The sequence below is a fragment of the Pseudomonas sp. UM16 genome, assembly GCF_050312595.1.
In the GTDB taxonomy this organism is placed as follows: domain Bacteria; phylum Pseudomonadota; class Gammaproteobacteria; order Pseudomonadales; family Pseudomonadaceae; genus Aquipseudomonas.
Genome location: NZ_JBNPJT010000004.1, coordinates 250,907 through 263,669, shown reverse-complemented (window position 1 = coordinate 263,669; position 12,763 = coordinate 250,907). Strand labels below are relative to the sequence as shown.

The 12,763-nt window shown below is 59.8% G+C and carries 12 protein-coding genes; 9 read left to right on the top strand and 3 right to left on the bottom strand.

Going from position 1 to position 12,763, the window contains the following annotated elements:
- The first annotated feature begins 14 nt into the window (after positions 1-14).
- The 8 genes from ACQRAX_RS06630 to ACQRAX_RS06595 all read left to right on the top strand — a co-directional run bounded on the left by ACQRAX_RS06630 (position 15) and on the right by ACQRAX_RS06595 (position 7,835).
- Entirely contained in the window at positions 15-1,019 is a 1,005-nt protein-coding gene (locus tag ACQRAX_RS06630) for a diguanylate cyclase (RefSeq protein ID WP_412037883.1), read from the top strand.
- A gap of 155 nt (positions 1,020-1,174) precedes the next feature.
- A protein-coding gene (prfB, locus tag ACQRAX_RS06625) for a peptide chain release factor 2 (RefSeq protein ID WP_412037884.1) occupies positions 1,175-2,270 on the top strand; the annotation gives its coding sequence in 2 pieces (ribosomal slippage) (positions 1,175-1,246 and positions 1,248-2,270; 1,095 coding nt in all).
- Positions 2,271-2,380: 110 nt separating this feature from the next.
- Positions 2,381-3,883, top strand: a complete 1,503-nt coding sequence (gene lysS / locus ACQRAX_RS06620) for a lysine--tRNA ligase (RefSeq protein ID WP_101292663.1) — start codon at positions 2,381-2,383, stop codon at positions 3,881-3,883.
- Positions 3,884-4,020: 137 nt separating this feature from the next.
- Positions 4,021-4,725: a TetR/AcrR family transcriptional regulator gene (locus ACQRAX_RS06615; RefSeq protein WP_412038424.1), complete on the top strand. Its 705-nt coding sequence runs from the start codon at positions 4,021-4,023 to the stop codon at positions 4,723-4,725.
- A gap of 28 nt (positions 4,726-4,753) precedes the next feature.
- Positions 4,754-5,299, top strand: a complete 546-nt coding sequence (locus tag ACQRAX_RS06610) for a hypothetical protein (protein ID WP_412037885.1) — start codon at positions 4,754-4,756, stop codon at positions 5,297-5,299.
- Between the two features lie 37 nt (positions 5,300-5,336).
- Complete coding sequence (locus ACQRAX_RS06605; protein ID WP_045189580.1) at positions 5,337-6,614, top strand: flavohemoglobin expression-modulating QEGLA motif protein; 1,278 nt, start codon at positions 5,337-5,339, stop codon at positions 6,612-6,614.
- Complete coding sequence (locus tag ACQRAX_RS06600) at positions 6,586-7,509, top strand: alpha/beta hydrolase (RefSeq protein WP_412037886.1); 924 nt, start codon at positions 6,586-6,588, stop codon at positions 7,507-7,509. Before ACQRAX_RS06605 ends, ACQRAX_RS06600 begins: the two co-directional genes overlap by 29 nt.
- The gene (locus ACQRAX_RS06595) at positions 7,506-7,835 is read left to right on the top strand and encodes a hypothetical protein (RefSeq protein WP_412037887.1); all 330 of its coding nucleotides are present in this window, start codon (positions 7,506-7,508) and stop codon (positions 7,833-7,835) included. The genes ACQRAX_RS06600 and ACQRAX_RS06595 overlap by 4 nt, the downstream gene beginning before the upstream one ends.
- Before the next feature lie 53 nt (positions 7,836-7,888).
- Here ACQRAX_RS06595 and ACQRAX_RS06590 read toward each other — a convergent pair whose 3' ends face one another.
- The 3 genes from ACQRAX_RS06590 to ACQRAX_RS06580 all read right to left on the bottom strand — a co-directional run bounded on the left by ACQRAX_RS06590 (position 7,889) and on the right by ACQRAX_RS06580 (position 9,754).
- Positions 7,889-8,677 carry an OmpA family protein gene (locus ACQRAX_RS06590; RefSeq protein WP_412037888.1) on the bottom strand — a complete coding sequence of 263 codons (789 nt, stop codon included), beginning with the start codon at positions 8,675-8,677 and terminating at the stop codon, positions 7,889-7,891.
- 50 nt (positions 8,678-8,727) lie between these two features.
- Positions 8,728-9,141, bottom strand: a complete 414-nt coding sequence (locus ACQRAX_RS06585; protein ID WP_412037889.1) for a DUF4398 domain-containing protein — start codon at positions 9,139-9,141, stop codon at positions 8,728-8,730.
- 268 nt (positions 9,142-9,409) lie between these two features.
- A complete protein-coding gene (locus ACQRAX_RS06580; RefSeq protein WP_412037890.1) occupies positions 9,410-9,754 on the bottom strand; it encodes a pilin assembly protein in 345 nt (114 codons plus the stop codon).
- Between the two features lie 135 nt (positions 9,755-9,889).
- On the opposite strand from ACQRAX_RS06580, the gene ppc reads away from it, so the two are divergent.
- The gene (gene ppc, locus ACQRAX_RS06575; protein ID WP_412037891.1) at positions 9,890-12,517 is read left to right on the top strand and encodes a phosphoenolpyruvate carboxylase; all 2,628 of its coding nucleotides are present in this window, start codon (positions 9,890-9,892) and stop codon (positions 12,515-12,517) included.
- Positions 12,518-12,763 lie beyond the last annotated feature (246 nt).

Below are 12,763 nucleotides of genomic sequence, written 5' to 3'. Positions count from 1 at the left end.
CCAGGTGACAGCGCATGAATGACTTACCGCTCGACGGTTTCCCGACCACCAACGAAAACTCGGCAATGGTCCTGCTCGTTGACGATCAGGCGATGATCGGTGAGGCAGTGCGGCGAGGTCTGGCTCATGAAGAGAACATCGACTTCCACTTCTGCGCCGACCCCCATCAGGCCGTGGCTCAAGCCGTGCTGATCAAACCGACGGTGATCCTCCAAGACCTGATCATGCCCGGGCTCGATGGCCTGACGCTGGTACGCGAATATCGCAGTAACCCGGCGACCCAGGACATCCCGATCATCGTCCTGTCGACCAAGGAAGATCCTCTGGTCAAAAGCGCGGCTTTTGCCGCAGGCGCCAACGACTACCTGGTCAAACTGCCGGACAACATTGAGCTGGTGGCACGCATTCGCTACCACTCTCGCTCCTACCTGACCCTGCTGCAACGTGATGAAGCTTACCGGGCCCTGCGGGTCAGCCAACAGCAGCTTCTCGACACCAACCTGGTACTCCAGCGCCTGATGAACTCCGATGGCCTGACCGGGCTGTCCAACCGTCGCCATTTCGACGAGTACCTGGAGCTGGAATGGCGCCGGGCGATGCGCGAACAGGCGCAGCTGTCTCTGTTGATGATCGATGTTGATTACTTCAAGGCGTTCAATGACACCTTCGGTCACTTGGCCGGTGACGAGGCGTTGCGCAAGGTCGCCGAAACTATCCGTGGCTCCTGTGCACGCCCCAGTGACTTGCCTGCCCGCTACGGCGGCGAGGAGTTCGCCCTGGTATTGCCTAACACTTCGCCGGGTGGCGCGCGCCTGGTGGCGGAAAAGCTGCGCCAGAGCGTGGCCGCGATGAACATTGCCCACAACATGCCTGATGCCAACGCCTGCCTGACTGTAAGCATCGGCCTGGCGACCCAGACACCGGGTATTGGCAGTCACTGCCGGCAGTTGATTTCGGCGGCGGACAAAGGCTTGTACCTGGCGAAAAATAACGGGAAAAACCAGGTGGGCGTGGCTTGACTACAGCCACAAGCTGCACGTGTTAAGGGCCAAGACAATGGCGCAGACAAGCGGCATTTCTGCGGCCTCTTGTCGCTTGTAGCTTGCCGCTTGCCGCTGTAACTCAGCTATACTCTCCGGCTTTTCTACCGATTACGCACGAGAGCTGCCCGACCATGGAAATCAACCCGATCCTGAATACCATCAAGGACCTGACCGAGCGTTCCGAGTCAATTCGGGGGTATCTTTGACTACGATCAAAAGCATGAGCGTCTGATCGAAGTCAACCGCGAGCTGGAAGACCCAAGCGTCTGGAACAAGCCCGAATACGCCCAGGAACTGGGCCGCGAGCGCAGTGCGCTGGCACAGATCGTCGAAACCCTGGACGAAATGCACAGTGGCCTGGGCGATGCGCGTGAGCTGCTCGACATGGCTGTTGAAGAGGACGACGAAAGCGCCGTCAACGATGTCGTCGAGATGCTCGAGGGCCTTGAAGCGTCCCTCGCACAACTGGAATTCCGCCGCATGTTCAGCGGTGAAATGGACATGAACAACGCCTACCTGGATATCCAGGCCGGCTCCGGTGGTACCGAAGCCCAGGATTGGGCCAACATCCTCCTGCGCATGTACCTGCGCTGGGCGGACAAGCGCGGCTTCGAAGCCACCATCATGGAACTGTCGGCCGGTGAAGTCGCCGGGATCAAGGGTGCTACCGTGCACATCAAGGGCGAATACGCCTTTGGCTGGTTGCGTACCGAAATCGGCGTGCACCGTCTGGTGCGCAAGAGCCCGTTCGACTCCGGTAACCGTCGCCACACCTCGTTCTCGGCAGTGTTCGTGTCCCCCGAGATCGATGACAAAGTCGAAATCGAGATCAACCCGTCCGACCTGCGTATCGATACCTACCGCTCCTCCGGTGCCGGTGGTCAGCACGTAAACACCACCGACTCGGCCGTACGTATCACCCACGTACCGACCAACACCGTGGTCAGTTGCCAAAACGAACGCTCTCAGCACGCCAACAAAGACACCGCCATGAAAATGCTGCGGGCCAAGTTGTACGAGTTGGAGATGCAGAAGCGCAATGCCGCGTCCCAGGCCCTGGAAGACAGCAAGTCGGACATCGGCTGGGGTCACCAGATCCGTTCGTACGTGCTGGATGCCTCGCGGATCAAAGACCTGCGTACCAACATCGAGCGCAGCGATTGCGACAAGGTGCTCGACGGCGACATCGACGAATACCTGGAAGCCAGCCTCAAACAGGGGCTGTAACCGCGACAAAGATGCTGCGGGCGGTTCGCTCCCTTGTAGGAGCGGGCTTGCCCCGCGATCTCTCGGCCACTGGCGAGGGACAATGAACCCGTGATGGAAGATGTGACGACATGAGCGATCTCAAACTCGACCCGCAAGACCTGCAACAGGAAGAAAACACCCTGATCGCCCTGCGCAAAGAAAAACTTGCTGCAGAACGCGCCAAGGGCAATGCCTTCCCCAACGACTTCCGCCGTGACAGCTACTGCAATGACCTGCAGAAACAGTATGTCGACAAGACCAAGGAAGAGCTGGAAGCTGCAGCGATTCCGGTCAAGGTTGCCGGGCGCATCATGCTCAACCGTGGCTCGTTCATGGTGATTCAGGACATGACCGGTCGTATCCAGGTCTACGTCAACCGCAAAACCCTGCCGGAAGAAACCCTGGCCGCGGTGAAAACCTGGGACTTGGGCGACATCATCGCCGCCGAAGGCACCCTGGCGCGTTCCGGCAAAGGCGACCTGTACGTCGAGATGACCAACGTGCGTCTGCTGACCAAATCGCTGCGCCCGCTGCCAGACAAGCACCACGGCCTGACCGACACCGAGCAGCGCTACCGCCAGCGTTACGTCGACCTGATGGTCAACGAAGAAGTCCGCGACACCTTCCGCGTGCGCTCGCAGGTGATCAACCATATTCGCAACTTCCTGATCCAGCGTGACTTCCTTGAAGTCGAAACGCCGATGCTGCAAACCATCCCTGGTGGCGCTGCGGCCAAGCCGTTCGAAACCCACCACAACGCCCTGGACATGGCCATGTTCCTGCGTATCGCGCCGGAGCTGTACCTCAAGCGTCTGGTGGTCGGTGGTTTCGAGAAAGTCTTCGAAATCAACCGCAACTTCCGTAACGAAGGCGTTTCGACCCGGCACAACCCCGAGTTCACCATGCTCGAGTTCTACCAGGCCTACGCTGACTACGAAGACAACATGGACCTCACCGAAGAACTGTTCCGCGAGCTGGCGCAGCTGGTGCTGGGCAGCACCGACGTGCCGTATGGCGACAAGGTGTTCCACTTCGGTGAGCCGTTCGTGCGTTTGTCGGTGTTCGATTCGATCCTCAAGTACAACCCTGAACTGACGGCTGACGACCTCAACGACATCGACAAGGCGCGTGCCATCGCCAAGAAGGCCGGTGCCAAGGTGCTGGGCTTCGAAGGTCTGGGCAAGCTGCAGGTGATGATTTTCGAAGAGTTGGTCGAGCACAAGCTGGAGCAACCGCACTTCATTACCCAATACCCATTCGAAGTGTCGCCGTTGGCCCGTCGCAACGACGAAAACCCCAACGTTACCGACCGCTTTGAGCTGTTCATCGGTGGCCGCGAGATCGCCAACGCCTACTCCGAGCTCAATGACGCAGAAGACCAGGCCGAGCGTTTCATGGCTCAGGTGGCTGACAAGGACGCCGGCGACGACGAAGCCATGCATTACGACGCCGACTTCGTCCGTGCCCTGGAATACGGCATGCCGCCAACCGCCGGTGAAGGCATCGGTATCGACCGCCTGGTGATGCTGCTGACCAACTCGCCATCGATTCGTGATGTGATCCTGTTCCCACACATGCGCCCACAGGCCTAATTGGGCCAAGCCGCCTTCGGGCGGCGCTGCAAGCCGCAAGCTGCAAGCTGCAAGAAAAAGCAGTCTGCGGCGTTGCGGCTTTTTCATGCCACTTGAAGCTTGCAGCTTGCAGCCTTCCGGAGTTTTTCAACGTGACAATGGCCCAGCAAGGCGCCGCAGGCGTAGCTACCGCCGTGGCTGAGAGTGTTCAGTATCAAGGCCGCAAGGCCAGTCGCCAGGGCAGCGAACAGCGTCGCCAGGACATCCTTGATGCCGCCATGCGCATTGTCGTACGCGAGGGTGTGCGTGGTGTGCGCCACCGCGCCGTGGCGGCCGAGGCTGGGGTGCCGCTGTCGGCGACAACCTACTACTTCAAGGATATCGAGGACCTGCTCACCGATACCTTCGCCCAGTATGTCGAGCGCAGTGCGGCTTACATGGCCAAGCTGTGGGAGCACACCGAGGTCGTGCTGCGCCAGTTGCTCTCGCAAGGTGATCAAAGCCCCCAGTGCCGGGCACGCCTGGCCGATGAGGTCGCGACGATGACCGCCGAATACGTGCAGCGTCAGTTACACAACCGCCGCGACTTTCTCATGGCCGAGCAGGCCTTTCGCCAGGAGGCCTTGCTGTGTCCGCGCCTGGCCGGATTGGTCAAGCTGCACGAGCAGATTTTGCTCCATGGCGCCGTCCAGATGCTTGAGGTCGTGGGCTCGCGCCAGCCTCAGCAAGATGCGCTGGTGTTGACGGCGATAATCGAGCAGATGGAATATCAGGGCCTGCTCGCTGACTCACGCGTTGATACGCAAACGCAGATGCTCGCTATCCTTACCCGGTACCTGCATCTGGTGCTGGCTGCAGTGTGAGCCGCGACCCTATTTCAAGGAGAATCCGATGAAAGCCAGAAGTCTGCTGTTGGCGCTGTCGTTCCTGCTGCTGGGTGGTTGTCTGGTGACCTTCAACGAGCCGATGCCGGCCAATGAGGCTGCGCCCAAGACCTTGCTGGGTAAATGGTCCAGCAAAGACGCCTGGGGCGAGCCACTGACCCTGCAAATCAGTCGCAGCGGCGGTGACGCTTACAAGGCAGTGGCCATCGGTAAGGACAAGAAACGTGACGAGTACGTCTTCACGGTCTCCAGACACGGTAACCGCTGGTACCTCTCGGCGGGCGTGCCCAAGCGCCTGGGCGGCAACTTCCTGATTGGCGGCTTCGAGATCATCGATGGCAAGGAGCTGGTGATTTACAACCTCGATGTTGAACAGATCAACCAGGCCGTAAAGGAAAAAGAGCTCAGTGGTCGTACCTATGAGGTATCCGAGGACAATGGTGAAGGCGTGCTGATCGACAGCCCGGCCGAGCGGGTCCTGGCCTATCTGGACGACCCGGCCAACTCCGACCTGTTCATCGAAGTAGCCCGGTTCCAGCGGGCTGGCAAGTAATCAAGGTTAGCAATACAGATCAATCAAGGAGTGTAGGGTGGACGAGTACCAGCAGACGATTCGTGCCTTGTCTGATCGCATTGTCCTGGCACAAACGCCGATTCGCGTGCTCGATGCGGTGAAGTGGGACGACACCATCCGCCAGGGGTTTCTCAACGCCAAAGGCAAGGAGCCGCCGGCGGTGGACCGTGCCTATTACCAGGCACGACCGCTGTCGTTCGACTCAAGTGCAGTCAAGCTCGAGTTCCAGAACATCGAGCGTGACATCACCCGCCAGTTGGGGCAGTTCAACCCGGTCGGGCAAATCATGCGGCGCATGTGCAAGGAATACCGCATGGTGGTGCGTATGCTTGAAGCGCGCGGCACCGAGGATTTCGGCCTGATCTCCCAAGAGCTCTACGGCGCGGCCTCCGATGCTTTCCATGCCGGTGATCCGACCCTGGCCGACCTGGGCCTGATGCTCTCGGACTACCTGAACAACATCGATGGTCGCGGCGACCTCAAGGACGAGCCGAAAAATCTCACCGCCAAACAAGCCGTTGAACTGCTTCAGGGGCGCTTGAACAAGGTGTTCAACGAGGCCGAGGACACCATTCGGGTGTTCGAGTCTGACGGTATCGTCGCCGATGCTGCAGCGGGCGCCGATTACATCAAGATTCGCGCCGATGCCATGTTCAATAGCCGTGACGTGCGCGCGCTGGAGGTCCACGAAGGTTTGGTGCATGTCGGCACCACTCTCAACGGTCTGAACCAGCCGATCTGTACCTTCCTGGCCAAGGGCCCACCCTCATCGACGGTAACCCAGGAAGGCCTGGCGATACTCATGGAGGTGATTGCCTTTGCCTCCTACCCGAGCCGCCTGCGCAAACTGACCAACCGCACCCGCGCCATTCACATGGTCGAGGAGGGCGCCGACTTCATGCAGGTCTACGAATTCTTCCGCGCCCAAGGTTTCGGCATGCCGGAAAGCTATGGCAATGCCAGTCGGGTGTTCCGTGGTTCGGTGCCCAATGGTTTGCCATTTACCAAGGACTTGTCCTACCTCAAGGGCTTCATCATGGTTTACAACTATATTCAGTTGGCCGTGCGCAAGGGCAAGCTCGAGCAGATCCCTTTGCTGTTCTGCGGCAAGACCACCCTTGAAGACATGCGCACCTTGCGCCAACTGGTCGATGAAGGCCTGGTGGAACCGCCCAAGTACTTGCCGGAGCAGTTTCGCGACCTCAACGCACTGTCGGCCTGGATGTGTTTCTCCAACTTCCTCAACCACCTGAGCCTGGACCGGATTGAAGCCGATTATTCGAACATTCTCTGATGCAGGGCGCAGGCTTCTGGGCCTGCTGCTGGTGCTGCTGAGTCTGGGCGGCTGCAGTTCGCTGCTGTTCTACCCCGAACCTGGCCAGCCGTTCACCCCAGAGAAAGCCAAGCTCGAGTACCGTGACGTAACCCTCACGGCAGCCGATGGTACGCGCCTGCACGGCTGGTGGCTGCCGGCCAAGGCAGGCGTCGAGGTCAAAGGTACGGTGCTGCATCTACATGGCAACGGCGGCAACCTGGCTTGGCACTTGGGCGGCAGTTGGTGGCTGCCCAAGCAGGGCTATCAGGTGCTGTTGCTCGACTATCGCGGTTATGGTTTGTCTCAGGGCAAGCCGGCATTGCCTGAGGTCTACCAGGACATCGGTGCCGCACTGGACTGGCTGGACCAGGCGCCTGAGGTACAGGGCAAGCCCCAAGTGCTGCTCGGGCAGAGCCTGGGGGGAGCCATGGCCATTCATTACCTGGCCCAGCACCCGCAGCAGGCCAAGCGTTTCAAGGCGCTGGTGTTCGATGGCGTGCCGGCCAGCTACCGTCAGGTTGGACGCTTTGCCCTGAGTACCTCTTGGTTGACTTGGCCGTTCCAGGTGCCACTGTCGTGGCTGGTGCCCGATGGTGACAGTGCGATTTATTCGATTGCCCAGATCAAGACGCCGCCCAAGCTGTTTTTCCACAGCATCGATGACCCGATCGTACCGCTGGTCAATGGTCTGCAGCTGTACCAGGCGGCACCTCCGCCGCGGGTGCTGCAATTGACCCGAGGCGGCCATGTGCAGACCTTCGCCGACCGGACCTGGCGCCAAGTGATGCTGCGCTTTCTCGAAGATCCGGAACATTTCAATGGATTGCGGCGTTTGGCCGAAATCCCCAATTACCCTGACGAGACGTCACAATGAGTGAAGAACGTAACGCGATTCCCCTGATCATCACCGGTGTCTGCAGCATCATCGGTACTGTTGGTGCACTGTGGTACTACGGCTATCTGCATTTCGCCAAGCCTGAAGATGCGTTGTTGTTGTCGGATTTCACCATGCTCAAAACGGTGCCGGGAGAGGACTACAAAATTTCGCTCAAGCCAGCCAATCAGGTAGCGCAGTGTGTTGATGGGGTCTTGGTATTGTTCGATATGTCACAGAAGGGTCTGACCGGTGTGTTGGTCGACAACAAGAAGCAGGCTGTACGTTGCATGGGCCAGGAAACCCCGCAGGAAATTCAGGATTAACAGGTCTGTAGATAGCGTCTTGCCCGTCACCGGGCAAGACGCTATCTACAACATCAATGCGCCTGGCTCACTGCCCGCGGTGCCACCGGCTGATTGTCATTGGAAATAGTCACTTCCACCCGACGGTTCTGCGCCCGCCCCGAGTTGCTTGCGTTATCCGCTACCGGGAACTCTTTGCCATAGCCTTGGGCAACAATTCGCGCCGGGTCCACCCCGGCACGCACCAGCGCCATGCGCACCGAGGAGGCCCGGCGCTCAGACAGCGACTGGTTGTAGTTGGCACTACCTTTGCTGTCGGTGTAGCCCTCGACAATCACCTTACGGTCAGGGTTCTGCTGGAGAAACTGCGCCAGTTTGGTGATGTTGGGGTAGGCGCTGCTTTTGAGGGTGGCTTTGTCGAAGTCGAACAGCACATCGCCAAAGGTCACCAGGGTGCCGCGTTCGGTCTGTTTGGCATTGAGGCTGTCTTGCAGTTTCTTGATCTGCGCATCGCGGGCATCAAGCTGGGCCTGAGCCCGCTTGTCTGAAGCATCGTTGAGAGTGGCTTCGGCGGTGCGCAAGGCGATGGTTTGCTTGGCCACCTCGATACGCTGGTTGGTCAGATAAGCGAGCTGGTCAACCTGTTCCTGGTCTTCCTTCTCCATGTAGGCCTTATCGGCTTTGTTCAAATAGTCCTGAGCTTCCTGGGTTTCCAGGGCGGCAACTTTGCTCGCCTGTGGGTTGCTTTGCAGGGTCGAGAAGTTGGTCCGGGCCGACTCCAGGTTGGCGTTCGGCTGCGTCGAACACGCGGCCAGGCCAACGCTCAGGGCCAAAAGGGCGGGGATCATCATGTCTTTACGCATAGCAGTTTATCCTTTAATTGTTTACCAATGCACGGGTCGACAGCGCCACCTCACTGGGTGTTGCGCATACCTTCCTCACGCACGTCCTGTACGCCCTCATGGGCATCCTGTACGGTTTTTTCGGCCTTGGCGGCCTGAGCTTTGCGTTCGGCTACCCGGGCGTCCCATTCAGCCTGCTCGGCCAGGCGCTTGGCGTCGTCGTAGTGTTTGTCGTGCATGGCAATTTCAGCCTGCTTGAGCTTGTCCTGGGCCGCTTTCATTTCAACCGCGGCAAACTCGGTGCCGCCAGCGCTGACCGCGGAATTGACGGCTGATTGGCTCACGGCAAACTGCTCGCTGGGTGGGTTGCCGGCACAGCCAGCCAGCATCAAGCTGCTGCCCAGTGCCAGTGTGGCCAGTTTGAGCCCGCGCAGGGGCTTCGTTGAGGTCATTGCGGTAGGGGTCTTCATGGTGGTCAACTCCATTGGATCGCTCCTGATGAACAACGAATTCCTTAACAGTCCATTGGCGCCAATCAACTGCTGCGGGACCATGGTCCGCGCGTTTGCAGGTGGTCTTTGCCAGATGGCTACAGGTTCTGACTGAAGCATTTTTTCAATAGTTCAGAAAAATTGCCGCACGTTCGCCGGTTTTAGCAACGAATTGAACCGCCATTCTTGTGGAACTTCAGGCGCAGGCCGTGGTACCCGGGCGCCTGTTCAGGCGCCCGACAGCGGCTTGGGGCAGGGGGCGTCAGTGGGTTTGTTCGTCGTTGCGACTGCTCATGTCGTGCAGATAGCGACGCGATAGCGCCAGAAAGCGCGGGGTCGGGCCAATGTCTTCGTAAAGCGGATCACCTTCTTCATCCGTGGCGATGACCTGCTGGCCCTGGATGTAGGGAAAGCTCGCTTCCAGCTCTTCCAGTGCGGCTCCCAGTAGCTCGCCGAGCAGCTCTTCGGGGCGCCGTTTAGGGTACATCTCAGTGAGTGCGGCCAGACGCGCCGCCGATTCCACGTCCAGGTGCAGGACATGGCCGGTGGGGCTCAGGCGGCCTTTGGCGTTCTGTTCCCAATGCTGCGCAAGCTCGCGAATTTTCATGATCACCTCGTAAAACCCTGGGTACCTGATTTGAGCGTAGTCACTGTGCAGGCTTTGGTCTGCCTTGAAAGCACGACCGGTAGTGGGGCACTCTGGACCCAGAGCGGTTTTCCAGGAATGCCGGAGACAAGGCTGATGACTGATATCGATGTGCGCTTGCGTGAAGATGTTCATTTGTTGGGTGAGTTGTTGGGGGACACCATTCGTGAGCAACATGGCGAAGCGTTCCTGCAGAAAATCGAAGCCATTCGTCGCAGCGCCAAGGCTGATCGCAGTGGTGCAGCCGAGCAGTTGAGTTCGAGTCTCGACGACCTCGTCGAAGATGAGTTGTTGCCTGTGGCGCGGGCCTTCAACCAGTTTCTCAATCTGGCCAACATTGCTGAGCAGTATCAATTGATTCGTCGTCGCGATGGCGGCCAGAACGAACCCTTCGAGTCGCGGGTACTGCCTGAGCTGCTGGCACGGCTCAAGGCCGCCGGGCACAGTGACGATGCCCTGGCGCGCCAGTTGGGCAAGCTGAGCATTGAACTGGTGCTGACCGCTCACCCCACCGAAGTGGCACGCCGCACACTGATCCAGAAGTACGATGCCATTGCCGCACAATTGGCCGCCCAGGATCATCGCGACCTGATTCCAGCCGAGCGTGAGCAGGTCCGCGAGCGTCTGCAGCGTCTGATCGCCGAAGCCTGGCACACTGAAGAAATCCGCCGTACTCGGCCAACACCGGTGGACGAAGCCAAGTGGGGCTTTGCAGTGATTGAGCATTCGCTCTGGCATGCCATTCCTCATCATCTGCGCAAGGTCGACAAGGCCCTGCACGCAGCCACCGGTCTGCACTTGCCGCTTGAGGCTGCACCCATCCGGTTTGCCTCGTGGATGGGCGGCGACCGTGATGGCAACCCCAATGTTACCGCCGCGGTAACTCGCGAGGTGCTGTTGCTGGCGCGCTGGATGGCCGCTGATTTGTTCTTGCGTGATATCGATGCTCTGGCCTCTGAACTGTCCATGCAGCAGGCCAGTGAAGCGCTGAGGGCCAAGGTGGGCGACTCTGCCGAACCTTACCGCGCGCTGCTCAAGCAATTGCGTGATCGCCTGCGTGAAACCCGGAGTTGGGCGCATAGTGCGTTGACCTCGGCGCAGGTGCCTTCCGCGTTGGTGCTGCAGGACAACCATGAGCTGTTCGAACCCCTGCACCTGTGTTTCGAGTCGCTGCATGCCTGTGGCATGGGCGTGATCGCCAATGGTCCGCTACTCGATTGCCTGCGCCGGGCTGTCACCTTCGGTCTATTTCTGGTGCGTCTGGACGTACGTCAGGATGCCGCGCGGCACGCCGCAGCGCTCAGCGAGATCACCGAGTACCTGGGCTTGGGACGTTATGCCGATTGGGACGAAGACACCCGTATCGCTTTCCTCCAGCAGGAACTCAACAGCCGTCGTCCGCTGCTGCCAAGGGACTTCAAGCCTCAGGCTGACACTGCCGAGGTACTTGCCACGTGCCGCGAGGTTGCCGCCGCACCTGCCGCGTCGCTGGGTTCTTATGTGATCTCCATGGCCGGTGCTGCTTCCGACGTGCTCGCTGTGCAACTGCTGCTCAAGGAAGCCGGGGTGCGGCGACCGATGCGCGTGGTGCCGCTGTTTGAAACCCTGGCCGACCTTGATAACGCCGGGCCGGTCATGCAGCGTCTGCTCGGCTTGCCGGGCTACCGCGCTGGCTTGCACGGCCCGCAGGAAGTGATGATCGGCTATTCCGACTCGGCCAAGGACGCCGGTACCACCGCCGCTGCCTGGGCTCAGTACCGGGCACAAGAGACCCTGGTGCAGATTTGTCGTGAACAGCAGGTCGAGCTGTTGCTGTTTCATGGACGTGGCGGCACCGTCGGGCGCGGTGGCGGCCCGGCTCACGCGGCGATTCTGTCGCAGCCACCAGGCTCGGTGGCCGGGCGTTTCCGTACCACCGAACAGGGCGAAATGATCCGCTTCAAGTTCGGTCTGCCGGACATCGCCGAACAGAACCTCAACCTATACCTGGCCGCCGTGCTGGAGGCGACTCTGCTGCCGCCGCCACCGCCACAACCGGCCTGGCGTGCGCTGATGGACGAATTGGCCGCCGACGGCGTCAAGGCCTACCGCAGCGTGGTGCGTGACAACCCCGAGTTTGTCGAGTACTTCCGTCAGTCCACTCCGGAGCAGGAACTGGGTCGCTTGCCATTGGGCAGCCGCCCGGCCAAGCGTCGTGCCGGTGGTATCGAAAGCCTGCGGGCGATTCCGTGGATCTTTGGCTGGACCCAGACCCGTTTGATGCTGCCGGCCTGGCTCGGCTGGGAAGCGGCACTCAATAATGCGCTGGCGCGTGGGCAGGGGCCGTTACTGGCCGAGATGCGCGAGCAATGGCCATTCTTCCGCACCCGTATCGACATGTTGGAAATGGTGCTGGCCAAGGCCGATGCGGAGATCGCCCGTTCCTACGACGAACGTCTAGTGCAACCAGAACTGCGACCTTTGGGTGTACATTTGCGCGACCTATTGTCGCAGGCCTGCCAGGTGGTACTGGGCCTGACCGGGCAGCCGGTGCTACTGGCGCACAGCCCGGAGACCCTGGAATTCATCCGTTTACGCAACACTTACCTGGACCCGCTACATCTATTGCAGGCGGAGTTGCTGGCCCGTTCGCGTCAGCGTGAAGCCGCTCTGGATAGCCCGCTGGAGCAGGCCTTGCTGGTTACTGTGGCGGGCATCGCGGCGGGCTTGCGCAACACCGGTTGAGCGCCAGATTGTCGATGCCAGAGGCCGTTCAAGGACGGTGAGAATGCTTGCAAAGCAATAGGTTGCGCTCGGCGCAACCTGTGCTTTGCCAGCCCCGTGTGCAGAGTTTTTTCCGACTTTCGACCGCTTGTGTGGCTTGAAGGCGCTGTGTATCTTGAGCAGCCTTTTGACCGATTTGTGGTCATGACCCAATTCCGGACTTGGCCCTCTGCGCCGAATCCATTGATTTGCTTACAAAAATGAGGA